Origin of the sequence: Streptomyces sp. NPDC007157, from assembly GCF_040634235.1 — a bacterium.
GTDB lineage: Bacteria > Actinomycetota > Actinomycetes > Streptomycetales > Streptomycetaceae > Streptomyces.
In genome coordinates this window covers 1-21,441 of the sequence record NZ_JBEYFE010000008.1, presented here as the reverse complement: position 1 = coordinate 21,441, position 21,441 = coordinate 1, and the positions used below count along the sequence as shown (strand labels likewise).

At 71.6% G+C, this 21,441-nt stretch carries 24 protein-coding genes; 4 read left to right on the top strand and 20 right to left on the bottom strand.

Annotation, left to right across the window (positions count from 1 at the left end; genetic code table 11):
* Positions 1–11: 11 nt before the first annotated feature.
* The 11 genes from ABZ642_RS16610 to ABZ642_RS16560 all read right to left on the bottom strand — a co-directional run bounded on the left by ABZ642_RS16610 (position 12) and on the right by ABZ642_RS16560 (position 10,742).
* Positions 12–1,727: an FAD-dependent monooxygenase gene (locus ABZ642_RS16610; protein WP_360483585.1), complete on the bottom strand. Its 1,716-nt coding sequence runs from the start codon at positions 1,725–1,727 to the stop codon at positions 12–14.
* A gap of 197 nt (positions 1,728–1,924) precedes the next feature.
* On the bottom strand, positions 1,925–2,845 hold the full coding sequence (locus ABZ642_RS16605) for a MarR family transcriptional regulator (protein WP_360483582.1): 921 nt from the start codon (positions 2,843–2,845) through the stop codon (positions 1,925–1,927).
* Positions 2,846–3,174: 329 nt separating this feature from the next.
* Positions 3,175–4,647: an MFS transporter gene (locus ABZ642_RS16600; RefSeq protein WP_360483579.1), complete on the bottom strand. Its 1,473-nt coding sequence runs from the start codon at positions 4,645–4,647 to the stop codon at positions 3,175–3,177.
* A gap of 60 nt (positions 4,648–4,707) precedes the next feature.
* Positions 4,708–5,367 carry a hemerythrin domain-containing protein gene (locus ABZ642_RS16595; protein WP_360483576.1) on the bottom strand — a complete coding sequence of 220 codons (660 nt, stop codon included), beginning with the start codon at positions 5,365–5,367 and terminating at the stop codon, positions 4,708–4,710.
* A gap of 151 nt (positions 5,368–5,518) precedes the next feature.
* Positions 5,519–6,826: a cation:proton antiporter gene (locus ABZ642_RS16590; protein WP_360483573.1), complete on the bottom strand. Its 1,308-nt coding sequence runs from the start codon at positions 6,824–6,826 to the stop codon at positions 5,519–5,521.
* 202 nt (positions 6,827–7,028) lie between these two features.
* Positions 7,029–7,622, bottom strand: coding sequence for an NAD(P)H-dependent oxidoreductase (locus tag ABZ642_RS16585; protein WP_360483570.1), 594 nt, complete (start codon positions 7,620–7,622; stop codon positions 7,029–7,031).
* Positions 7,619–8,029, bottom strand: coding sequence for a nitroreductase family deazaflavin-dependent oxidoreductase (locus tag ABZ642_RS16580; RefSeq protein WP_360483567.1), 411 nt, complete (start codon positions 8,027–8,029; stop codon positions 7,619–7,621). The genes ABZ642_RS16585 and ABZ642_RS16580 overlap by 4 nt, the downstream gene beginning before the upstream one ends.
* Positions 8,030–8,128: 99 nt before the next feature.
* Positions 8,129–9,142 (bottom strand): nuclear transport factor 2 family protein, encoded by a 1,014-nt coding sequence (locus tag ABZ642_RS16575; RefSeq protein WP_360483564.1) that lies wholly within the window; start codon positions 9,140–9,142, stop codon positions 8,129–8,131.
* Complete coding sequence (locus ABZ642_RS16570) at positions 9,139–9,510, bottom strand: dehydrogenase (protein ID WP_360483561.1); 372 nt, start codon at positions 9,508–9,510, stop codon at positions 9,139–9,141. The genes ABZ642_RS16575 and ABZ642_RS16570 overlap by 4 nt, the downstream gene beginning before the upstream one ends.
* A gap of 367 nt (positions 9,511–9,877) precedes the next feature.
* Positions 9,878–10,084: a hypothetical protein gene (locus ABZ642_RS16565; RefSeq protein ID WP_360483558.1), complete on the bottom strand. Its 207-nt coding sequence runs from the start codon at positions 10,082–10,084 to the stop codon at positions 9,878–9,880.
* Positions 10,085–10,118: 34 nt separating this feature from the next.
* Positions 10,119–10,742 (bottom strand): OvmZ protein, encoded by a 624-nt coding sequence (locus tag ABZ642_RS16560; protein WP_360483556.1) that lies wholly within the window; start codon positions 10,740–10,742, stop codon positions 10,119–10,121.
* 339 nt (positions 10,743–11,081) lie between these two features.
* On the opposite strand from ABZ642_RS16560, the gene ABZ642_RS16555 reads away from it, so the two are divergent.
* Positions 11,082–11,723: a TetR/AcrR family transcriptional regulator gene (locus ABZ642_RS16555; RefSeq protein WP_360483553.1), complete on the top strand. Its 642-nt coding sequence runs from the start codon at positions 11,082–11,084 to the stop codon at positions 11,721–11,723.
* A 102-nt stretch (positions 11,724–11,825) separates the two neighbouring features.
* Here the strand turns inward: ABZ642_RS16555 and ABZ642_RS16550 are convergent, their stop codons facing one another.
* Positions 11,826–12,434, bottom strand: a complete 609-nt coding sequence (locus ABZ642_RS16550; RefSeq protein WP_360483550.1) for a ScbR family autoregulator-binding transcription factor — start codon at positions 12,432–12,434, stop codon at positions 11,826–11,828.
* Between the two features lie 157 nt (positions 12,435–12,591).
* The gene (locus tag ABZ642_RS16545) at positions 12,592–13,398 is read right to left on the bottom strand and encodes a response regulator transcription factor (protein WP_360483547.1); all 807 of its coding nucleotides are present in this window, start codon (positions 13,396–13,398) and stop codon (positions 12,592–12,594) included.
* A gap of 462 nt (positions 13,399–13,860) precedes the next feature.
* Between ABZ642_RS16545 and ABZ642_RS16540 the strand changes: the two genes are divergently transcribed.
* The 3 genes from ABZ642_RS16540 (at position 13,861) to ABZ642_RS16530 (ending at position 16,457) form a co-directional block, all read left to right on the top strand.
* Positions 13,861–14,826 (top strand): ScbA/BarX family gamma-butyrolactone biosynthesis protein, encoded by a 966-nt coding sequence (locus ABZ642_RS16540; protein WP_360483544.1) that lies wholly within the window; start codon positions 13,861–13,863, stop codon positions 14,824–14,826.
* A 27-nt stretch (positions 14,827–14,853) separates the two neighbouring features.
* Positions 14,854–15,783, top strand: a complete 930-nt coding sequence (locus ABZ642_RS16535; protein WP_360483541.1) for an NAD-dependent epimerase/dehydratase family protein — start codon at positions 14,854–14,856, stop codon at positions 15,781–15,783.
* 389 nt (positions 15,784–16,172) lie between these two features.
* Positions 16,173–16,457: a chaplin gene (locus ABZ642_RS16530; protein WP_360483538.1), complete on the top strand. Its 285-nt coding sequence runs from the start codon at positions 16,173–16,175 to the stop codon at positions 16,455–16,457.
* Between the two features lie 64 nt (positions 16,458–16,521).
* Here ABZ642_RS16530 and ABZ642_RS16525 read toward each other — a convergent pair whose 3' ends face one another.
* From ABZ642_RS16525 to ABZ642_RS16495, 7 genes are all read right to left on the bottom strand, one after another.
* Positions 16,522–17,388: a tyrosinase family protein gene (locus tag ABZ642_RS16525; protein ID WP_360483535.1), complete on the bottom strand. Its 867-nt coding sequence runs from the start codon at positions 17,386–17,388 to the stop codon at positions 16,522–16,524.
* Positions 17,372–17,866 carry a tyrosinase family oxidase copper chaperone gene (locus ABZ642_RS16520; protein ID WP_360483533.1) on the bottom strand — a complete coding sequence of 165 codons (495 nt, stop codon included), beginning with the start codon at positions 17,864–17,866 and terminating at the stop codon, positions 17,372–17,374. The genes ABZ642_RS16525 and ABZ642_RS16520 overlap by 17 nt, the downstream gene beginning before the upstream one ends.
* Positions 17,867–18,037: 171 nt before the next feature.
* A complete protein-coding gene (locus tag ABZ642_RS16515) occupies positions 18,038–18,553 on the bottom strand; it encodes a hypothetical protein (RefSeq protein WP_360483530.1) in 516 nt (171 codons plus the stop codon).
* Positions 18,554–18,693: 140 nt separating this feature from the next.
* Positions 18,694–19,278 (bottom strand): vitamin K epoxide reductase family protein, encoded by a 585-nt coding sequence (locus tag ABZ642_RS16510; protein WP_360483527.1) that lies wholly within the window; start codon positions 19,276–19,278, stop codon positions 18,694–18,696.
* Positions 19,278–19,778: a DUF5949 family protein gene (locus tag ABZ642_RS16505; RefSeq protein WP_360483524.1), complete on the bottom strand. Its 501-nt coding sequence runs from the start codon at positions 19,776–19,778 to the stop codon at positions 19,278–19,280. The genes ABZ642_RS16510 and ABZ642_RS16505 overlap by 1 nt, the downstream gene beginning before the upstream one ends.
* A gap of 128 nt (positions 19,779–19,906) precedes the next feature.
* The gene (locus ABZ642_RS16500; RefSeq protein ID WP_360483522.1) at positions 19,907–20,200 is read right to left on the bottom strand and encodes a hypothetical protein; all 294 of its coding nucleotides are present in this window, start codon (positions 20,198–20,200) and stop codon (positions 19,907–19,909) included.
* A gap of 196 nt (positions 20,201–20,396) precedes the next feature.
* Positions 20,397–21,140: a hypothetical protein gene (locus ABZ642_RS16495; RefSeq protein WP_360483519.1), complete on the bottom strand. Its 744-nt coding sequence runs from the start codon at positions 21,138–21,140 to the stop codon at positions 20,397–20,399.
* Between the last annotated feature and the right edge of the window lie 301 nt (positions 21,141–21,441).

Here is a 21,441-nt window from a genome sequence, read left to right as displayed (position 1 = left end):
TGCCGCGCGGGTCAGAGAAGCTTGCGGACCTTCGCCCCGGCCTTGACGATGCCGAGCAGGAACTCGCGGCCGACGCTGTTCATCTCGGGCGGGGCCTGGACCGAGGCCCAGTACAGGAAGCGGGCCATCGTCACCACGGACGGGTAGATGAACCGCTGCTCCTCGTCCTTCCAGCCGAAGACCGGGTTGACGACCGGCGACTCCTTGAGCAGCCCGAAGACGATGTCGGCGGCCTCGTCGCCGCTGAGCGCGCCCGCCTCGTACTTCTCGCAGGCCTCGGCGGTGGCCTCCAGGATCCTCTTGAACGAGTCGCTCTGCGGCCACCACAGGCCCGGGTACGGCACCTGCTCCAGCTCGTCGAAGTGCCGGGCGTCGCGGTCCTTGAAGTGCTTGAGGCGGGCCCGGGTCAGCCGCATGGTGCCGGGGGTGATGAAGGAGCCCCAGACCCGGAAGACCGCGTTCCACAGCCGGAAGTGGGAGAAGGCGATGAAGGAGCTGTTGACCAGGTCGTCGTTGTACTGGAGCAGGCCCTGCTCGACCTGCTCGACGTACGCGAAGCGCTCGGCGGAGAAGTCGCCGTCTTTGAGGGCGGGGATCAGCCGGGAGGTCAGGGCGTCGACGACCTCCATGGTGTTGGACAGGCCCCGGGAGAACAGCGGGTCCAGGAAGCCGGCCGCGTGGGACATCAGGCACCAGCGGTCGCCGATGGTCTGCTTCGAGGAGTACTGCAGCCGGTCGGTGGAGATCCACTCGCGGACCCGGGTGGCGCCGACGAACTGGCGCTTGACCGCCGGGTACTTGTCGAGGAAGAGCTGGAACTCCTGCTCCGGGGTGAGGTCCTTGGGCTTGGGGTAGGTGCGCTCGTCCATGGTCAGGCCGATGCTGCACAGCGGGTTGCGGGAGTCGGGGTGGTTGTCGAACGGGATGATCCAGAACCAGCCGCGCTCGATGAGGTGGTGCATGGTGCCGGTGTGCCAGTCGGCCGGCGGGCGCAGGTCCTGCGGGTGGCCACTGACGTCGTCGAACCGCTTGATGCCGACGTAGTGCGTGAACATCGAGCGGGAGTGGTGCTTGAAGCGGGCGGTGGGCTTGTCGCGCAGGTCGAACTTGTCGGCGAGCGGCGAGCGGAAGCCGGAGGCGTCCACCAGGTACCTGGCCCGGTACAGCTCGGGCGCGGCGCCCGGGGCGGCGCTCTTTCCGGTGACGGTGACGCCGTCGTCGTCGAAATCGACTTCGTTGGCGCGCCAGTTCTGCCGGGGGGTGCAGCCGTATTTGATCGCCACGTGGAACATGAAGGCGTCGCTGTCCTGCCGGAACATGTGGCTGTTCTGGTGGAATATCTTCGGCAGGGCGAGCTGGGTGGCCTCACGCGGGTCGGGCTCTTTTCCGACCTCGTGCTTCATGAAGCCGAAGTGCGCCTTGGTCCCGAAGGTGGGCCCGATGTCTCGGGTGGAGGCCTGGACACTGGACAGGCTCTTCAGCTCGGGGATGTCGTGGCGCTCGGCGAGGATGTGGATCCATTCCACGAGCTGCGGGGTCATGGACTCGCCGATGGCGAAGCGCGGGTGTGCGGCCGCGTCGACCAGCAGCACCTTGGCGCCGTGCTTGGCGAGGATGGTGCCGGTGACGGAGCCGGCGAGGCCCGAGCCGAGGATGATGACGTCGTAGGTCATGTCCTCGGGTATGCGCGCCGGTTCGGGCGAGCCGTCGGTCTTCTGCGCGGCCATGACTGTCTCCTTCGTCGAGGGGCGGTGCGCAACGGGAATTCCGCAGGGGGCGGGAAATCCGCATGAAAAAAGGCCCCTCGTGGCCCTTCCGGAAAGATTCGGAAGGGCGCTTCGAAGAGCCTGGAAACGTTACGAAGAGCCTGGAAAAAGGCGCGGGGCAGCCGCTGGATAAAGCGTGACAGCCTTTGGCCAGAGGGTCAACCCCTGGCGGAAACAGATGACTTGGTGTTCTCGGAGAATGCGGGTCCGGAATGGGTCGGGGCGAGGAGTTTCAGCAGCAGCTCGCGCAGGTCCTGCTCGCCGCCGGGGCCGAGCATGTCGGAGACGTCCCCGGCGAGTTCCGCGACGGCCCGGGCCACCACGGCGAGCTGCTCGCGGCCGAGTTCGGTCACCTCCAGGGCGTACCGGCGCCGGTCGTGCGGATCGCGGCCGCGGCGCACCAGGCCCAGCTTGACGAGTTCGTCGACCAGTTGGGAGGCGGCCGGCCCGGTGATGGCGAGCAGCTCGGCGAGCCGCTGCTGGGAGATGGGCCCGAGAATGTCGAGAGCGGACAGCGGGCCGTAGTGGCGCACCCTGAGCCCGGTGCCGGCCAGCTTGTCGTCGCCGTGCTTGCGCAGCCGGTGATGGGCCTGCGCGACCAGGTACTCGGTGCCCTGCACGAGCGGCTGCGCGGACTCGGGCAGCAGCCGGGCGAGCAGTTCGTCGAGCCGGGCGGTCTCCTCGGGGGTCAGGACGGCGGTGAGCCGGGCGTCCCGCTCGGCGACGGCCTGCCGCCTGGCCTCCACGGCCTCCCGTCCCCGGTCGGTCAGGGAGAGCACGTACTGGCGCCGGTTGTCGGGGTTGCGGGTGCGGCGCACCTCGTCGCGGTCCTCCAGCCGGTCGATGACGCCGACCATGATGGTGCGGTTGATGCCGAGCCGCTCCGCGAGGTCGAGCTGGGACTCCCAGTCGTGGCCGGTGAGCGCGTCGAGGACCAGGAAGTCGCGGGAGTCGCTGTCGCCGCCGTCGCCGCTGGCGGCGAACTGCGCGTAGACCCGGCGCAGGAGGTAGCCGATGAAGTCGGTGAGAGGATCCGGGAGGACTCCGGGGATCTCCGCGGCCTCCTCGGTCCGGGTCACCGGACCTCGCTCCGTATCGTCTGAACGCCGCAAGACAGCACCTCCTGCCCGAGTATATGCACCGGCTCGCACCCTGTTCGGCCCGCTGCACCGCCCCGGGAACGCCCGGGGCCGCCCGGCGCCACGGATGGGTCAGAGCGCTCGATCGTCGCGCACCAGTTCGATCAAGGAGCGGACGGCGGCCGGCTCCCGGAGGGCGAGGGAACGCCGCTGTCCCTGGACTTCGCTCCGGTCGGTCATGTCGGCCTCCTGGCGGTCGTGCGGGTGGGACGGCATGGGGGTGCCGGCGGCCCCGCCCGGGTGGACAGGGCGGGGCCGCCGGGGCCGGGTCACAGGGCAGCGGGAGCGGGCTCGCCGTCCTGCTGGGGCTGGGGGGCCGTGCCCGGCAGGGTGATCAGGGCCACGATCAGGGCCAGCAGGTACAGGCCGCCACCGAACAGGAACCCGTACGAGTAGCCGGTGGTCAGGGCGTGCGGGACACTGCCCGGCAGCTCGTGGTCGGTGATGGCGGTGGCCGCCGCGGCCAGCGCGGCCAGACCGATGGCGCCGCCGATCTGCTGGGCGGTGTTGACCAGGCCGGAGGCCGCACCGGTGGCCTGCGGGGCGACCCCGCGGACGCTGACGATGGTGACGGCCACGAAGACCATGCCGAGGCCGAGACCGGCGACCAGCTGGGCCGGCAGCAGGGCCGCCCACGGGTTCTGGCCGGGCTCGATGAAGCTGAACCAGACCATGCCCGCGACGCCGATCAGCAGACCGAGGGCGACGACGTTGCGCTCGGGCATCTTGGCGAGCAGCTGCGGGCCGAGACCGCCGGCCGCGATGCCCATGCCGAGGGCGAAGGGCAGGTAGGCGACGCCGGTGACCATCGGGGCGTAGCCCTTGACGATCTGCATGTAGAGGGTGAGGAAGTAGAAGGTGGCGAGCATGCCCGCGCCGACCAGGAACATGATCAGGTTGGCGCCGACCCGGCCCTTGTCGGCCAGCACACCGCTCGGGATCATCGGCGCCCGGCTGGAGCGCTGGATGGCGACGAAGGCGATGATCAGGACGAGTGCGACAGCCAGGCCGATCAGGGTGACGCCGTCACCGAAGCCCTTGTCGCCGGCGCGGTTGATGGCATAGACGAGCGAGCCGAAGCCGAGGGTCGCGGTGAGCGCGCCGGGCACGTCGACCTTGCCGCGCTCGCGCTCGCCCTCGACGAGGACGCTGGTGCCGAACAGGACGGCCAGGGCGATCGGGACGTTCACGAACATCACCCAGCGCCAGCTGAGGTACTCGGTGAGCGCGCCGCCGAGCAGCAGGCCGACGACCGAGCCGAGGCCGCCCATCGCGCCGTAGACGCCGAGCGCCTTGTTGCGGGCGGGACCCGCCGGGAAGGTGGTGGCGAGCAGGGACAGGGCGGTGGGCGCGGCGATCGCGGCGCCCGCGCCCTGGATCACCCGGGCCGCGATCAGGAGTTCGCCGCTCTGGGCCAGGCCGCCGAGCAGCGAGGCGGCGGTGAACAGGATCAGGCCGGTGCGGAAGACCCGGCGGCGGCCGAAGAGGTCACCGGCGCGGCCGCCGGCCAGCAGCAGACCGCCGAAGGCGAGCGCGTAGGCGGTGACGATCCAGCCGAGGCTGGACTCGCTCAGCCCCAGGGCGTTCTGCATGCTCGGCAGGGCGACGGCGACGATCGTGTTGTCGAGGACGAGCATGAGCTGAGCCGTGGCGATCACGAGTAACGCGAGTCCGAGCTTGCCGTCCTGCTGCGGCGGAGCCGCGGCCTTGGGGACGGCCTGAGTGCGGTCTTGCAGCGACATGGGATGTCTCCGTGTCTGTCTCAGGGTTGGGGGGTGTCGAGCGGAACCCTCGGGATCCGGTCAGCGGGTGGTGGAGGCGGTCTTGGGGGTCCAGATGTCGAGGTCCTCGTAGGCCTTGCGCCAGTCGTTCTCGTAGGCGTTGCGGAGCGGTGCGGGCATCTTGCCGATGATGTTCGCGACCTTGGCGGCGCCGATGTCGTCGAGCAGCCAGGGCAGGTACCGGGAGGAGTCGTCGCCGATCCGGGTGCGCTGCTCGGCGCTGAAGGCCTGCCACTGCTCCTGGGAGAGCGTGATGTCCATCAGCGCCAGGGCGTCCCGCTCCTCGTGGTCGAGGTGGCCGCCGAGCCGGGTGTAGAGGGTGTCGGTCAGGCCGGTCAGGCGCTCCGGGCCCGAGTCGCGGTCGGCGAGGGCCGCGTCTATGTCGGCGAGCAGCGGGTCGATGACCCCGTGCTCGGCCTCCATGTCGGCGAGCAGGGCCAGTTCGGCGTCCTTGCCGACCAGGGCCGCCTCCATGACCGGCCAGACCATGTCGTCCTCGGAGGTGTGGTGGACGGTCAGGAACTTCTTGAACAGCTCCCAGCCGACCGCGGTGCTCAGCACGTGCCGGGGGTCCTCGTCGACCCGCACGGTGATCCGGGCGATCCGCTCCAGCTCGCGTCGCAGGGCGTCGTGGATCGCGAACATCATCGTCATGTCGAGGTTCTTGAATTCCTGGCTCATCACTCTCTCCCTCACTGCCGCTTCGTCGTACTGCGAGAGTATCGTCAACCTGCTTATCTATCAAGCTTCCAACTAGCAATATTCCAACCATCAGGGCTTGAACTATGCGCCGGATCCGGGCTGACGCCGCTGCCGCTCCCGAAGGCGCAGGTCAGCGGGTACTCGCGGGTTGCAGAGCGGGTTCGTCCTGGCCGATTCCGGCCGGTTCCTGTCCCAGCTCCTCGTCGGCCCCCTTGCGGATGCGGGTCAGCGCGGGGGTGGTCATGGCGGTGGTGAGCAGGGCCATCAGCACCAGGACGGTGAACAGCTCGGGGCCGATGACACCGAGACCCAGCCCGATGTTGAGCACGATCAGCTCGGTCAGACCGCGGCAGTTCATCAGCGCGCCCAGCGACATCGAGTCCCGCCAGTCCCGGCCGGAGAGCCGGGCGGCGAGCGTGCCGCCGCCCCACTTGCCGACCACGGCGACGGCGAGCACCGCGCCCGCCCACAGCCACTGGGTGGCGCTGCCGCCGAGCAGCCCCACATCGGTCTTGAGCCCGGTGCTGACGAAGAACAGCGGCAGCAGCACCGGCACGGCGAAGGACCGCATCCGGGCCGCGGCGGCCTCGATCCGCCGGCTGCCGCGCGGGGCGATCACGCCGAACAGGAAGGCGCCGAACAGCGCGTGCACACCGATCCGGTCGGTGGCGTACGCGGACAGGCTCAGCCCGCCGAACAGCACGACCAGCACGACACCGTCGGCGTACCGCCGCTCGGCCCGCGCCGCCCACCGGGCGAGCAGCGGTCGTACGACCACGAACATCACGGCCGCGAAGCCGACCGCGTAGCCCGCGGTGACCAGCGCGTCCGTGGGCGAACCGCTCTTCGTCACCGCGACGACGGCGGCCAGCAGGCACCAGGCGGTGACGTCGTCCACCGCCGCGCTGGCCATCGCGAGCACGCCGACCCGGGTCCGGTACAGGCCCCGGTCGGTCAGGATCCGGGCCAGCACCGGGAACGCGGTGATGCTCATCGACACGGCGATGAACAGCACGAACGGCAGTTTCCCGATGCCGTCCGGGGCGAACCGGCTGTACATGCCGAGCGCCAGCAGCACGCCCAGCGCCAGCGGCAGCGCGATCCCGGCCTGCGAGACGGCGACGGCGGTTCTGCTGTTGCCGCGTAGCGACTTGAGGTCGAGCTCCAGCCCGACGAGGAACATGAACACGAGCAGCCCGATGTTCCCGAGCACGCCGATGTAGGGCAGCGCCGACGCGGGGAACAGCCAGCCCTGCGCGTCCGGCCAGAGCCAGCCCAGCAGCGAGGGACCGAGCAGGATGCCGACGAGGATCTCGCCGACGACCGGGGGCTGCCCGAGCCGCTTGAGAAGCTGGGCCCCGGCCCGGCAGGCGAGGATCACCACGGGCACGGCGACGAGTAGGGGGGTGAGCGGATCGGGAGCGGCGGCAGCAGCCATCGCGTTCTCCTGGTGAAGAGGGGTCGGGTGACGCGCCCCCTGGGGGCGCGGGGAACTGCGCGATCAGCCACGACGGACCCGCGGACGCTCCACGGCGGATCCGGGCACCTCCCGCCGCGGACGGCCGGTGGACGACTGCGGCGCCGTCGTGGCTGATCGCGCCCGCGCGGCGGCAGCCGCACATCGATACGGCCCCGCGCCCCTACGGGGCGTTGTACGGGCGGAGTGACTTGGCGTCGCGCAACGCCGAGGCCCACCACAGCAGCTGGTCGAGCATCAGCTTGGCCGCGGCCTCGGCCCCCTCCGGCTCCGCCGGGAAGTTGCCGTCCGCGTCGTAGTGCTCCAGCACCCGCGGGAACGTCACCACGTCCTTCATCCCCACGCAGTGGAACTCCGCGAAGATCTGCCGCAGATGCTCGATCGCCCGCACCCCGCCGGCCATGCCGAGCCCGTAGCCGACGAAGCCGACCGGCTTGGCCTCCCACTCCGACTGGAAACTGTCGATGAGGGTCTTCAGCGGTCCGGGAACACTGCGGTTGTACTCCGGTACGACCACGACGTACGCCTCCGCCCCGGCCAGCCGGGGCCGTAGCGCCGCCGCCCGGGGGTCGTCCGCGTCGAGGCTCGCCGGCAGCGGGTGCTCGACGACGTCGACGACGTCCAGGACGAGGTCGTCCCGGCGCGCGGTCACCCGCGCGAACCAGCCCGCGACGTCCGGCGCGAGCCGCCCGTCGCGGGCCGAGCCGACCAGCAGCGCCACCCGCAGCGGGCGGGTGACCTGGCCGACGGCGGTCATGTCCGGCCCGCCGGTACCTGCGCGGGCGCCGGGACCGGGGTCAGCGCGATGAACTCGGTGGCCTCGACCCGGGAGAGGATCCGCCGGGTCAGGGCGGGCATCTTGGTCGTACCGTCGTCGCTGAAGACGACCGGGTTGCCGACCTGGATACGGCGGCCCCGCGTGGTGATCTCGCAGCCGCCCGCCGCCAGTACGTTCTTGACCCAGTCGGAGCCGGGTCCGTACGGCAGCGTGATGACGATGTCCGCGCCGCGCCCCAACAGCTTGACCGGCGTGGCGAACTCCCGGCCGGACTTGCGGCCGCGGTGGTGGACCTTCCCGAACCCGGGCAGCCGGCTGAACAGCGGCCCGACGAGATGGTTGGCGAACCGCCGGTTGAAGCGGGCGACTTTCCTGTCGATCGGCATGATTCAAGTCCCTTGCTCCGTCGGGCACTTCGATTCCGTGGAAGTGCGGCCCGGCCCCCGCCGCCGTCAGCGGGGGCCGGGCGCACGGCCGGGCGCGGCTCAGGCCGCGGGCTTGCCCGCCGGGGTCAGCGGGCCGACCGGCTTGCCGCCGGACTGGAGGAACTTCTGCAGCGAGAAGTTGTCGACGATGCCCCAGCGCTCGGCGATCTTGTCGCCCTCGAAGCGGAACCAGATGATCGCCTGGTGCTGCACCTGGAGGCCGGTCGGCTGGATGCCGATGAAGGGACCGGTGTGCTTGCCGTGCATGACCCAGCGGATGGCGGCCTTGTCGCCCATCGAGATGAAGTCGAGGATCTCGTACTTGATCCCGCTGAACGCGGACTGCTGGATCCTGATGGTGTGCTTGAACGCCTCCGGGCCGCGCATGGAGTCGTCGTGGCTGCCGTTGTTGCGGAAGTCGGCGGTGAGGTAGCGGTCGGCGGCCGACAGGTCGCCCAGGTCCAGGCCCTCGTGGAAGACCTTCTCGATCAGTTCCTTCTGCTGGTCCGCGGTGAGCGTGGTGGGCATGGGCGGGTTCTCCTCTGCTGACGTGGCTGACGTTGCTGACGTGGCTGAAGTGACCGTGTTTCCCCGGGTGTCGAGGGTCTTTCGGTCGACCTGGGTCACTCCCCTGGGCACGGCGCCGGTGGTCCACACGATCCGCAGCCGCAGCCGGTCGAAGCGCCAGCCGTCGGGGGTGCGCCGGGCGGTGCCGGTGAAACGGCCGCCGAGCTGGAAGTACTGGGTGGGGTCCGGGGGAAGCGGTGAGCCGTGGTGCACATGGGAGGCGATCAGGCTCCAGCTGAGCCTGGCCGTGTCGCCGTCCACCTCCACCTGGCTCTCCGAGCCGTGGTGGTGGGTACGGCCCCAGCGCGCCATGATCTCGGTGGTGAAGCCGGCCACCCCGGCCAGGCCCTGATGGCTGCCCACCGGGAACGTCATCTCGATGTCCTCGGTGAACAGGGACCGCGCCCAGGTCTCGTCGAAGCCGCCCTCGTCGAGGCCTGCCAGATAGCGCCCGGCCAGGTCCCGCAGGCTCAGTACGTCGGTGAGCCGGGCGACCTCGGCCGTCATGACACCCGGCGCGCTTCGGTCTGGGCGTCCGTCGCGTAGATCACGACGTCGTCGGGACCGTGCACGACGGCCTTGCCCTCGCCGGTGAGCGCACCGTCCTCGTGCCGGGCGGTGATGTCGATCTGTATGTACGCGGCCCGGTGGCCGTTGGGGCTGATCTGGGTGACGTCGAGGTTGAAGTCCTCACGCAGGGAGAACTCCACGGAGTCGGCGCCGGTGACGGTCCAGGAACCGGTGCCGGTGCTCTTCTGCGTGGTGACCGAGAGCGAGCCGTCCGGGGCGAAGGCGACGGTGTACCGGTCGACCTCGCCGTCGTGCGTGACCGTACCCGTCCATTGACCGACGGGTGTCCAGGTGGAAACAGGCATCGACCACACTTCCTCAAGTCGGAGCGGGAGAGAAACAAAAAATCCGCGCCCCGAACGGGACACGGATTTCGAGAAGAAAGCCACGGGCTCGCCAGAAAGGAGCCCGGGTGAAGCGCCACCGCCGTCAGGGCATGGAGGCGCCGAAAAGAGTGTGACACCTCTGTTCGGGTGCGTCAACTTCGCTTTTAGGAAAGCAAGTTGATGGTCAGACAGCCAAAGCAGCCCCCGCGGCAGGGGGATGGGCCGCGGGGGCTGCTTCGCACCGGATCCCCGCACGGATCCGGTTTCTTGCGGGTGATGGTCGGTAAATTCCGGGTGACAGCGAAGGCTTACTCGAATTCACTGCGGTTACAGGGTCTCGCGTCGCCTATTCGGTCTCACCCCTGCGGGCCAGTGCGAACAGTTCGTCGAGGTCGTACTCGGCCCGGCGCGGACCGCCGTGCCGGGTGATCTTGCCGCGACTGGCCCATTTGCGGATGGTCGCCTGGGTGACGCCCATCGCGAGGGCCGCCAGCTCCGTCGGCACCCGGCGCGGCTTCGCCGCCCCGCCCGCCGGCCGTGTGGGCTCGGTCATACCGTCCACCTCCTTTCGTCAGGCCGTCTCCCCGTCAGGCCGCTTCCCGTATCCGGTCCGCGACCAGCAGCCACTGGCGCGGTGGCAGCGCGTGGCCGTCGTCGCAGGCGACGTGACTCGGCACCCGGTCACCGCCGTCCGCCGGCAGTACGCCGTAGAGCGTCCCGGCGCACTCCGCCCGGGTGCACGGGCCGAGTGCGAACCGGCGCACCGGGCCGGGGCCGAGCAGGGCGCGGAGGTCGCCGAGCAGTTCGGCGAGCTCCTCGTCGAAGTCCGGGCCCGCCGGGTGCCCGGCGAGCCAGGGCAGTTGCCGGCGCAGGAACCGCACCAGCGCGCCCATCTGGCGGTCGGCGGGCCGGGTGCCGGTGCGCTCGTCCACGACGAGCCGCGCCCACAACGCCATCACCTCGGTGGTCCGGCTGCGCAGCGCGAGGGCCCGTTCGTCGAGCACGATGCCGACGGTGGCACGGCTGCCGCTCACCCGCTCGCGCAGCACCGGCCCGCCGGACACCAGTGCCTGGTCGCTCTCCCCGTACAGGTCGAGGAGGGTGCGCAGGGCGCCGTCGATCCGGTCCAGGCAGCGGACGCAGATCCGTCCGCAGCGCTGTCCGCAGTCGCGGCTGCGATGGTCTTCCGTGAGTCGCTCGAACTCTTCCATTCGGATCCCCCGAATCCTTGGCCCTTGCGGAACTGCCACCAGTCTCACGGGGGTCGCCGGGCCCTTCAACGCACGGCGGTTCAGGGTTCCCACAATCCTGCGCAGCTCTGTCAGCGGAGTGTCAAACCAGTGTCAAGTGGCCGGATATGATCACTGTTACAAACAGACCTGTCTGATTGAGGATCAAGTAGGATCTTCGCCCGTCGCGCATGTTTCCGGACAACCACCCTTGCCGCCTGGGGCGTTGGGGTTCTGTGGAGATCGTGCGGAGGTAGGAGCACACCGGGGTCCTCCCATGAAACAGGCATGGTTGTATGATTCTCACCATCATTGACATCGGTGTCCGCGGACAGCGCGCTCACCGGGCACACTGTTGGCAGGGAAGGCGGGTACGACCTGATGCAGGCGCGATCCGAGCAGACGCGTCAGGCTCTCCTCCATGCCACCGCCGAGCTGATCGCGGACGGCCGGCTGTCCGACGCGGGGCTGGTCAACATCTGCCGCCGGGCCGGCGTCAGCCGGGGAGCGCTCTACCACCACTTCTCCTCCACCACGGCCCTGACGGCCGCCGTGTACGAGGAGGCCCGGCAGCGGGTCGAGGCGCTGACCGAGGAGGCGTTCTCGGGTCCGGCGGCGGACGCGCCGAAGCGCTTTCTGTTCGCGCTCGGCGAGGCCATGCGCACCGAGAAGATCGTCCGGGCGGGCATGCAGCTGGCCGCGGACGGCTCGGCCGGGCCGCCCCGGCTCCGCGACGACATGCTGGCCGCGGTCCACGAGCGGGTCACCGAGGCGCACAAGGAGGCCGAGGAGCCGGCCGAGGACCTCGCGGACCTGGCCGTGGTGATGGCCGCGGGCATCGAGACCCTGGGGCACACCGACCCGAGCTGGTGGGACGGCGAGATCACCCAGCGGCTGTGGCGGCTGCTGCGCCCGCTGTTCGACCGCGACCGGCCCAACCGGGGTGGGGAGCGCCGGATCTGACCCGCCGCCGGACCACCGGTGCGCATCCGTGCGCCCATGACCAGCGCGCCCGCCGCCGGTCCGCCCCCGAGGGGCGGCCGGGGAACCGGTTGGTAGGGCCAGTCAGTCCGTCGGCGGTGTGGTGCGCAGCCGGCCGACCAGACCGGGCGTGGCGAGGCCGGGCAGCAGGAACTTCCAGAAGACGCTGGTGCGTTCGGGCAGGTCGGCGCGGCCGGAGTAGGCCTGGGACATGATCTGCAGGCCGGTGAAGGAGCCGACGATGAGCGAGGTGACCTCGCGCACATCCACCCCGGGGAGGATCTCGTCCCCTTTCTCGGCCTCCTGCAGCAGCGCCAGGATGGTTTCCGTGGACTGTTCGTAGGTGGTCTGCGGCGGGCAGTCGAACGAGGTCTGCTCTATGGTCAGCCGCACGCTCGCGCGCAGCACCGCGTCGTGCTGGAGGCGCCGGGCGAACTCCAGGGTCAGGTCGATCACCGACTGCAGCCTGACCGGCCGTTCGGGCACTTCCAGGGCCTCGGCGTGCGCCTGCACCAGCGCCAGCGCGATGGCTTCCTTGGAGGGGAAGTGATGGTAGAGGGAACCGCGGGTGAGTCCGGTGCGGGCCAGGATCTCGTTGGTGCTGGCGGCGTCGTAGCCGCGCTCGTCGAAGACCTGGGCCGCCGCCTCCAGGATCGACCGCCGTGACCGCTTGCCGCGTTCTTGCTGAGCCATGCCAGATCCCTACGCTCTCCCACTGAATTCAACAGACTTGTCTGTATCGTAAGCCGCATCCACGGCCCACGGTCAGTACCGCGGCGGGAGTTGTCAGAAAGCGGTTCCGTCGCCGGACGCCGGAACGGGGCATGACCTCGGGGAACGCGCGGGAGCGCTAGGGGGAGCCGATCCGGAAACCGACCCCCCGGACGGTGACGATCCAGGCACTGGAGCCCAGTTTGCCGCGCAGGGTGCCGACATGGGTGTCGACCGTCCGGCCGCGCGGGGACCACGCGTCGTCCCACACCTGGGCCATGATCTGGCGGCGCGGGATCACCGTGCTGGGCTGCGAGGCCAGCAGGTGGAGGAGGTCGAACTCCTTGCGCGTCAGGTCCAGCGGCCGTCCGTCGAGGGTGGCCGTCCGGGCGCCCGGGTCGATGCACAGCGGCCCGTGGACGACGACCCGGCCGACGGCCGGCTGGGCCGTCGGCCCCACCTGCGCCCGCCGCAGCACCGCCTCCATCCGGGCCAGTAACTCCCGGAACCCGTACGGCTTGACGAGGTAGTCGTCGGAGCCGGCCTGCAGGCAGAGCACACAGTCGAGCTCCGAGCCGCGCGCGGTGACGGAGATGATCGGCAGATCGCTGACCGCCCGGATGCCGCGGCACACCTCGAGACCGTCCAGGTCGGGCAGGTCGAGGTCGAGCAGCACCAGGTCGGCCTCGCGGTGCCCGCGCAGCGCCTGGGCGCCGGTGGTCGCGCCGTGGGTGGCGTACCCGTGCCGGACCAGCCCCTGCCGGAGGGTGTCGGAGGCCCGTGGGTCGTTCTCGACGACCAGGATGTTCAGACCCCCCGCCCGGGGCACGCCCTGCGCGGGGGCCGGGCGGGCCGGGTGCCCGCCCGGAGCGAGCGGGACGAGCGGGCCGTGCGAGCGGTGGCGCCGCGCCGACGGCGCCACGAGATCCGCGTACTGGCGGTTCATCTGTTCCCCCTGAGGCACATCCACGTCATCTCGGACTGCGGGTTCACGACCAGACCGTACCAAACAGACTTGTCTGATTGTCAACTGCCGAGGTGACACGGCGCGGCGCTCCGGCCCCGCCCGACCCGCGCCGCGATGAGCTGCGATTTCATCGGATTACCGGACAAGTGGGAGGCAGGACTCCACTCAGGGGACCCCAGAAAAGACTTGACCAAGGACTATGCCGCTCCCATAAACCATACAAGGTTGTACGTTTCGCGGATGCAATTCCGGCATAACGGTCAGTCGCCCCTGACGGTCGGGCCACCGGAGTTCGGGACTCCCCCAAGAAATCGGCTCGCCTCTTGCAGAACCGGACCGACCTGTCTGTATCTTGTGGCTAGAACGTCGGCCACGGGGGGTGACAGCCGGCGTACGGCTTGTTGCCCCCTCCCCGTCACACCGACATCAGGAGCGCTGCACATGCCGCACCTCACCGAACGGACCCTCACCCAGAAGCCCCTGCTCCCCGCGCTGACCACCACCGTGCCGCGTGAGTACGTCCATCGCGCGGCGGTCTCCGAGGTCCTCCTCACCGGCTGGGAGCCCGACGGGTCCCCCGCCGCCGCCAACAGCCCCGGCGACGCGGCCGGTTTCGTCGTCCGGGCCCAATGGCCGCGCTGCCACGCCCTGTTCGCCCCCGACCGGGGCTACCAGGACCCCATGCTGCTGATCGAGTCCGTCCGTCAGATCGGCTCCCTGCTCGCCCACGCCGAGTTCGACGTGCCGTTCGGCCACCAGTTCCTCATGTCTGACATGTCCGTGACCACCGAGCCGGAGCTGCTCGTCGCGGACGCGGTCCCCACCGATGTCGAGATGCACACGGTCTGCCGCGACGTCCTCCGCCGCGCCGGCCGGCTGCGGGAGATGCGTTACGACGTCACGGTGGTCCGCGAGAACGGCGCCCGGGCCACCGCCTCGGCCGCGTTCCGCTGCATGAGCCCGGACGTGTACCGGCGGATGCGCGGGGAGCGCCCCACCACCGGCCGCACCCCGCCACCGGTCCTCGACCCGGCCGCCGTGGGCCACGCCGGCCCCCGGCACGTCGTCCTCGGCGCGCCCGCGCCGGGCACCCGCGGCCGATGGGAACTGCGGGTCGACACCGCGCACCCGACCTACTTCGACCACCCCGTGGACCACATACCGGGCATGTTCCTCCTGGAGGCCGCCCGGCAGGCCGCGCACGCCCGCACTGGGGTGCCCGGCGCCCTCCTGCTCGGCCTGCGCAGCGAGTTCGTCCGGTACGCCGAACTCGACGCGCCCTGCTGGATCACGGCCGACCCGGAGCCGTACGGCGGCGCCGGCGACCTGCTGGTACGGGTGCGCGGCAGCCAGCGGCAGGAGACGGTCTTCACCGCGGAACTCGTCCTGCGACCACGTGTCCGCTGACCCCGACCGCCTTCCGGGAGAGTCCCCGTGCCCACCATTCTCATCACCGGCGCGTCCGGGTTCGTCGGGGCGCACGTCACACACGAGGCGCGACTGCGGCGCGCCGAGCTCAGGCTCATGACCCACCGCAGGTCCCTGCCCCGGGCCTGCCCCGGGGTGCGGACCGTGTCCGCGGATCTGACCGACCCCGGCTCGCTGCGCGGGGTCTGCGACGGGGTCGACGTCCTGCTGCACTGCGCCTCGCAGATCGGCGGCAGCGCGGCGGCCAACGAGGCCGTCAACGCACGTGGTACGGCGGCGCTGGTCGCCGAGGCCCGGCGCGCGGGGGTACGCCGGATCGTCCAGCTCAGCACCGCCTCCGTCTACGGCCGCGGCACCTTCCGCGGCTCCCGCCCCGAGGAGCTCACCCGCAACCCGGGCTCCGTCACCTCCCGCACCCGTGCGGCGGCCGAGGACGCGGTCCTCGCCGCCGGCGGTGTGGTGCTCCGCCCCCATCTGGTCTTCGGCGAAGGGGACCTGTGGGTCGGGCCCAACCTGGCCCGGCTGCTGCGCGCCCTGCCGGGTGTGGTGGCCGGCTGGCCGGCGCGGGCGTCGGTGATCACCGCGCCGGACCTGGCCCGGCTGCTGGTGGCCACGGCGCTCGCGCCGGAGGCGGCACTGACCTCGCGGGTGTACCACGCGGCGCATCCCGTGCCGGTCACCGTGGACAGCGCGCTGCGGGCGGTCGCCGAGTGCGCCGGGATCGCCTGGCCGCACGACAACCTCACCGTCGCGGGGGCCAAGGCGATCCTCGCGGCGAAGGGCGTCCCGCCGGGCACGCTCGACATCCTGACCACGGACCACTTCTTCGAGGCGGACGCGCTCTGGTCCGACCTCGGCGAGTCGCCGGCCGCGGGCTTCGCGAGCTGCTTCCGCCGTGCGGAGCGGTGGTACCGGTCGACGCTGGCGGGGGTCTGACCGCCGGCCCCCGCGGGCGCCGCGGCGGGCTGAGGCGCCCACGAGAGTGCCCCGTCGGACGGTGGGCGGCCGCGGCTGTGCGGGGGCCGGCCACGCCCACGCGGCGGCGTCCGCGCGGCGGTGTTCCGCGTCCCGAAGACGGCCCCGCGCCCCTTCGGACGCGCTGCCGGCCGTGTCTCCTACGCCAACTGCACGACGTACCACGGCCGGGCGGTGCGGAACGTCCGGCCCTTCCCGGCGGGGTTTCGGGTACGGCGGCTGCCCCGACTCGGGTCCTTGGAGTGATCGTCCGCTGATCGGCGTGACCAGCCGCAGGTCGGAGCGTTGAACGGGGAGTGCGGCGGCTGGTCCTGCCGCCGCACTCCCCGAGCAACAAGAAGGAGAACGTGATGTCTCGCATCGCGAAGGCCGCCGCCGTCGCCCTGGGCACCGGCGCTGTGGTGATCGGCGGGGCCGGCCTGGCCCTGGCCGACGCGGGTGCCAACGGCGAGGCCGTCGGCTCGCCCGGCGTGCTGTCCGGCAACGCCATCCAGGTTCCGGTCAACATCCCGGTCAACGTGTGCGGCAACACCATCGACGTGATCGGTCTGCTGAACCCGGCGTTCGGTGAAACCTGCGCCAACGAGGGCCACCTCAAGGGCGGCGACAGCAAGAACGGCGGCTACGGCAACTGAGCCGCCGTCCGCGGAAGAGCCCCGGCACCCTCGGTGCCGGGGCTCTTCCCGTGTCCGGGGCGCCTCAGGCGTACCGGTAGATCCGGCTCAGGTCCTCCAGCGACCCGGGGGTGACGTTCCACGGCGGCAGCTTCTCGCCGCGGGCGACCACCCGTCGGCGCTGCGGGTCGCCGCGGCCGGGCGGTCGGGCCGGCACATAGCGCTGCCCTCGGTGCCGGGCCTTCCAGCGCTCCCACTGCAGGTCGACGAAGGCGTGGTGGAACCAGAAGACGGGGTCGTTGACGGAGGCGCCGCCGAGCATCGCCCCGCCGACCCAGCGGTGCACCCGGTTGTGGTTGCGCCAGGACGTGCTGCCGCTGCCGGCCCCCCAGCCCTCCAGCTTGTTGCGGAAGCCCCGGCTGACGGTCGAGTCCCAGGGGGCGACGTCGTACACCGGGTCGTCCAGCGCCTGGGCGAGCTGGGCCCTGGTGGGCAGGGCGATCGGGTCGCGGGCCCGGCCCAGGTCCCGGGCGAGGAACTCGCCGTCGGTGACGCCCTCCTTGATGGTCCAGTGCCCCGCCGAGTAGGCGAACGGCCCGGTCATCACCTGCTGGTCCCGGGCCCGGCCGTTCCCGCCGAGCAGGTCCCTGGTCCACGGGACGGAGGACGCCGTACGGTCTCTGGTCCAGTCCCAGTACGGCACGGTCACCGACCCGTCCACGCGGCGCAGGGCGCGCTCCAGTTCCAGCAGGAAACGGCGGTGCCAGGGCAGGAAGGAGGGAGCCATGTGGGCGGTGCGCAGCCCCTTCTCGCCGTCGGCGGTGTAGTGGTCGATGTGCGTCCGCACGAACTCGTCGTACTCGCCCCGCCGTTTGACCGCCAGGAAGGCGTCGACGAGCCGTTTGCGCTCACCGGCCGTCAGCCTGCTGACGTTCTTACGCACGTACGCCATGGCCGCCCCCCATGTGCTGATGCCCCCCGCCCATCGGTCCCGGGGCCAGGTCGCGCAGCCGCTGCCCGGGCCCGATCTCGTCGACGGCCGCCCGGGCCGCCTGCAGCGGGGTCGGGTACGAGCTGTAGTGGTCGACCATGCTCAGCCAGGTGCCGTCGGCCCGCCGCATCAGATGCAGCGGCCGGCCGGCCACGGTGACCTGCCACTCGCGCTCGTCGCCGGCCCGGCCCGCCACCGGCACCAGGACGCCCTGGATACGGCGCCCCCGGTAGGTCTCGTCGAAGGAGGTGCCCACCGGGCCGTCCGCCTGGGGTACCGGGCGGGAGGCGGCGACGACCGGGGCGAGCGCCAGGGCGGCCACGGAGGCGATCAGCCCCCGGGTCACCTCGCGCCGCGTCGGTCCGCCCGCCCCGGCTCTGTCCGGCCGCCCCGCCTCCGGTTCCGCGCCCACCGCGACACCGCCCACTCCGACGACCATGCTCACTCCTCGTACGGTTCACCGATCGCTGTCGGTACCGGTAACCGTCCGAGGGGCCGCCCGGTCACCGCCGCGCCGCCATCCGGCCGCACGGCCGGGACCGGGGAGCCGCCGATACGGCCGTCCTCAGCGGCGGGGCACCGGCCGGTTACGGCCATACCCAGCGGCGGGTCACCGGCCGGGGCCGGCGCCCAGGTCGCCGCCGACGACCGTCTGCAGGGCCGGGGCGAGCACGCCGGCGTCCGGCAGCTGCGGGGCCGGCATGCCGAGGCGCTCCGGGTCGGGCGCGGTGAGCGGGGCGACCAGCGCCAGGCCGGGAGTGAGCGCGCGCAGGCCGGAGACCGGGGTGCCGACATCGATGTGGTCGTAGCCGTCGCCGAGGACGTGCGGCAGCGGCGCCCGGAGGCCGACGCCTGGCAGCCCGCCGTTGAGCGGCACCTGCGGCAGCGTCCGGTCCGGGAGGAGCCGGCCCTCGGTGAAGCGCGGCCCCTCGGGCACCCCGGGGATCAGCAGCGGCAGCTCCATGCCGAGCTTGGGCACCTCCATGTGGAGGGACTTCTCGACACCGTCCAGCGGCACCGGGACGGGCACCGTCGGGGTCGCGGCGGCGGGCGTGGCGGCGGCGCCCACGGCGACCGCGACGCCCGTGACGACGGCGGCAAGGGTTCCTCGGGTGGTCGGCTTCATGTCGGGTACGAGCCCTTTCGGAGTCGGGAGGAGCGAGGTCCGTACCGGGTAACGAGCCGGAAAACGGCAACAGTTCACAATTCGCCCGAGTGCAGCATTAGTCGGCTGTTCACTCATCGGCTCGTCCCGAAGTCCACTGTTCAGCTCGTCCAGAAGTCCCACCAGCGGGTCAGGATCAGCATGCCGACGACCCCGATGTGCAGCAGTGGAATCACCCAGGTGAATTCGCCGAGGAAATCCCGCAGCCAGGCGGGCGCGGGCAGGAACCGATGGCGTACGGCGAAGGAGGTGACGTACCAGAACAGGAGGATGGTGGCGACCCAGGCCAGGCAGCACCACAGGCAGAGCGCGTTGATCCGGTACAGCGACTCGAACTGCAGCCAGGACACGAACCCGACGCCGAAGAGACATCCCGCGTCGAAGGTCAGCCAGTACCAGGCGGGGAAGCGGGCACCGGCCAGCAGGCTCGTGCCGACGCAGATCACGACGGCGTAGGCCACCAGGCCCAGCATCGGGTTGGGGAACCCGAACGCCGCGGCCTGGTCGCTCTTCATCACGCTGCCGCAGGACACCACCGGGTTGAGGCTGCACCCGGGGACGAAGCGCGGGTTCTCCAGCAGTTTGAACTTGTCGAGGGTGATGACCCAGGAGGCCAGCAGCCCGGCCGCCCCCGCGACCACCGTGAGCAGCGCGAACCCCCGGCCGGCGGCTGCGGTTCGCGGCATCAGCCGCGCAGGCTGCGGGCGGGCAGCACGATGTGCGCGGCGGCCGTCAGGGTCTCCTCGGCCCCGGCGAAGTCCTTGAGCGCCGCCGCCTCGACGGGCCTGCCGGGCGCGCCCTGGGGCCACGGCCGGGTGGTGAACACCAGGTAGGCGTAGCCGCGTTCGTCGACGGCGGCGAGCCACTCCTCGGGCGCGGGGCACTGGGCGTTGAGCGGGGCCAGGTTGAGGACGGCCGTACCGGACTCGACCAGCAGGGTGACGGGCAGGCTGGGCCGGGCGGTGCCGTCGACGAGGTCGCCGCCGACCGGCAGTCCGTTGTTCTCCAGCAGCGCCTCGACGGCCGCCGAGGTGGCCTCCGCGCCGCCCGCGGCGTCGCCGAGGGGGTAGGCCAGCAGATAGGCCATGTCACTGCCGTCGGGAGCCTCGCCGCTCCAGGCCAGCACGGCGACCGTGCCGAGGTCGGCGAGGCGGAAGGGGCGGGTCTCGCTTGGGGTTGAGGTCACCGCGCGACCTTATCGACGGGCCGTGGGGCGGCCGGGCGCCCGCTCACCCGACCGGCGGACAGCCGGCGGCGCGGCCACACGAACGAGGGACGCCGGTACGGCGTCCCTCGAACCGTTCCCGCCCGGCCTCAGCCCTGCAGCGGCAGACCGCCGAGCAGCGGGCTGCTCTTCTGGTTGACGGCGCCGGTCGTCCGCTTGACCTTGTTGAGCACGGAGCGCTTGTTCTCGGTGTTGAGGGCGTCCGACTGGTGCTTCAGCGGCATCGCCTGGTCCAGGGTCAGGGGGCTCTTGGTGAGCGTGTTCACCGCGCCGTTGAGGCTGGTGGGCGTCAGGTCGGCGTTGTTGTGGGCGAACGCGGGCGCGGCGAAGCCGGCGAGGGCCACGGAACCGGCGACGACAGCGGCAGCCTTCAGAGACTTCATCGTGTTCCTTTCTTCGGCGACTTGCGGCGGCGCGAGCCACGCAACGGAAGCCACCAGGGGGAATGCTGACGCCGTGCCTAACGACGCCCCGGCGGGCCGGAAACCCCATGCTCGGAAGACATATGAGATCCCGGCAGGCCGGTGGGGCCGGTCGGCCCGGTGCGCGGATGACGCCGGTCGGCCCCGGTGACGCCGGTCAGGTCGTGGGTACGGGGAGCGGTGGGGAGGCCGGCAGGCTGGGTGCGGCGGGCAGGCTCGGCAGGCTCGGCAGGCCCGGCAGGTTGGGCGCGGGCAGGCCGCCGCCGAGCAGGATCGCGGCGAGCAGGTTGACCAGGCCGGTCACGACGGCGGTGGCGGCCGGCAGCACCTGGCTGACGTCACCGGAGGTGGCGGCCTTGAGGAGGTTGTCGACCGCGGTCTGCAGGGCGGTCAGCGCGTCGCCGGCCAGGTCCTTGGCGGCGGGGGCGCCACCGAGGCCCTTGGCCTGGGCGGCGGCCGGCACGGGGAACGCGGCCGGCACGGCGGGGGTACTCGGCACGGCCGACGGCAGGGCAGGCACGGACGGCAGGGCGGGCGCCGACGGCAGGGCCGGGGTCGTGGGGACGGTCGGCGCCGGGGCCGGGGCCGCCGCGGTGACCTGGGCGATGGCCGCCTTCACGGCGTCGCCGAGCTGGGTGGCCTGATCGGGGGTCAGCTGGCCGTTGTCCGCCGCGAGCACGGTGTTGAGCAGGTCGGTGACCGGCTTGAGCACGGCCCCGAGGTTGCCCAGCGACTTGACCTGGGCGAGCAGCGCGTCGGCCCCGGGGACGGGCGCCTGGGACATCGCGTGGGTGCGCTCGTGGGCCGAGTCGGCGGCGACGGCCGCCGGGCCGGTGATCCCGGCCAGAAGAAGGGCGCAGAGCGCGGTGGACGCGAGACGCCGTGCGGGCAGAGCACGCATGGGTGTTCCTTTCGATGCGCGTGGGACTTGCTGCCCACCGTGAAATCACCCGTGCCGGCCTGCAACCGCTCGACCGCCCACCGTCACCGATCGCTTTCGGTTCTGCCGGCATCGTGCCTGATGAGGCGCCCTGCCAAGGCCGCCTCGCCAGGTCCGCCCCGACTCCGGCCGTTCGAGGGAACGCCCGGGCGGGGCACCCGCAAAAGCCGCCGCCGGACGCACGAACCGGCCGTCCGCCCGCGGGGTGCGCGGGCGGCCGCGGGCCCGCCGAGCAGCTCCGGCACGATGATCCTGGAGTACA

Excerpts from the sequence above, each read along its gene's own strand:
- ABZ642_RS16500 (WP_360483522.1), bottom strand. The coding sequence starts at position 20,200 with ATGAAGTCTCTGAAGGCTGCCGCTGTCGTCGCCGGTTCCGTGGCCCTC.
- ABZ642_RS16565 (WP_360483558.1), bottom strand. The coding sequence starts at position 10,084 with ATGACCGAGCCCACACGGCCGGCGGGCGGGGCGGCGAAGCCGCGCCGG.
- ABZ642_RS16550 (WP_360483550.1), bottom strand. The coding sequence starts at position 12,434 with ATGGCTCAGCAAGAACGCGGCAAGCGGTCACGGCGGTCGATCCTGGAG.
- ABZ642_RS16595 (WP_360483576.1), bottom strand. The coding sequence starts at position 5,367 with ATGAGCCAGGAATTCAAGAACCTCGACATGACGATGATGTTCGCGATC.
- ABZ642_RS16530 (WP_360483538.1), top strand. The coding sequence starts at position 16,173 with ATGTCTCGCATCGCGAAGGCCGCCGCCGTCGCCCTGGGCACCGGCGCT.
- ABZ642_RS16570 (WP_360483561.1), bottom strand. The coding sequence starts at position 9,510 with ATGCCTGTTTCCACCTGGACACCCGTCGGTCAATGGACGGGTACGGTC.
- ABZ642_RS16585 (WP_360483570.1), bottom strand. The coding sequence starts at position 7,622 with ATGACCGCCGTCGGCCAGGTCACCCGCCCGCTGCGGGTGGCGCTGCTG.
- ABZ642_RS16525 (WP_360483535.1), bottom strand. The coding sequence starts at position 17,388 with ATGGCGTACGTGCGTAAGAACGTCAGCAGGCTGACGGCCGGTGAGCGC.
- ABZ642_RS16590 (WP_360483573.1), bottom strand. The coding sequence starts at position 6,826 with ATGGCTGCTGCCGCCGCTCCCGATCCGCTCACCCCCCTACTCGTCGCC.
- ABZ642_RS16600 (WP_360483579.1), bottom strand. The coding sequence starts at position 4,647 with ATGTCGCTGCAAGACCGCACTCAGGCCGTCCCCAAGGCCGCGGCTCCG.
- ABZ642_RS16510 (WP_360483527.1), bottom strand. The coding sequence starts at position 19,278 with ATGCCGCGAACCGCAGCCGCCGGCCGGGGGTTCGCGCTGCTCACGGTG.
- ABZ642_RS16545 (WP_360483547.1), bottom strand. The coding sequence starts at position 13,398 with ATGAACCGCCAGTACGCGGATCTCGTGGCGCCGTCGGCGCGGCGCCAC.
- ABZ642_RS16515 (WP_360483530.1), bottom strand. The coding sequence starts at position 18,553 with ATGAAGCCGACCACCCGAGGAACCCTTGCCGCCGTCGTCACGGGCGTC.
- ABZ642_RS16520 (WP_360483533.1), bottom strand. The coding sequence starts at position 17,866 with ATGGTCGTCGGAGTGGGCGGTGTCGCGGTGGGCGCGGAACCGGAGGCG.
- ABZ642_RS16610 (WP_360483585.1), bottom strand. The coding sequence starts at position 1,727 with ATGGCCGCGCAGAAGACCGACGGCTCGCCCGAACCGGCGCGCATACCC.
- ABZ642_RS16540 (WP_360483544.1), top strand. The coding sequence starts at position 13,861 with ATGCCGCACCTCACCGAACGGACCCTCACCCAGAAGCCCCTGCTCCCC.
- ABZ642_RS16560 (WP_360483556.1), bottom strand. The coding sequence starts at position 10,742 with ATGGAAGAGTTCGAGCGACTCACGGAAGACCATCGCAGCCGCGACTGC.
- ABZ642_RS16495 (WP_360483519.1), bottom strand. The coding sequence starts at position 21,140 with ATGCGTGCTCTGCCCGCACGGCGTCTCGCGTCCACCGCGCTCTGCGCC.
- ABZ642_RS16580 (WP_360483567.1), bottom strand. The coding sequence starts at position 8,029 with ATGCCGATCGACAGGAAAGTCGCCCGCTTCAACCGGCGGTTCGCCAAC.
- ABZ642_RS16575 (WP_360483564.1), bottom strand. The coding sequence starts at position 9,142 with ATGACGGCCGAGGTCGCCCGGCTCACCGACGTACTGAGCCTGCGGGAC.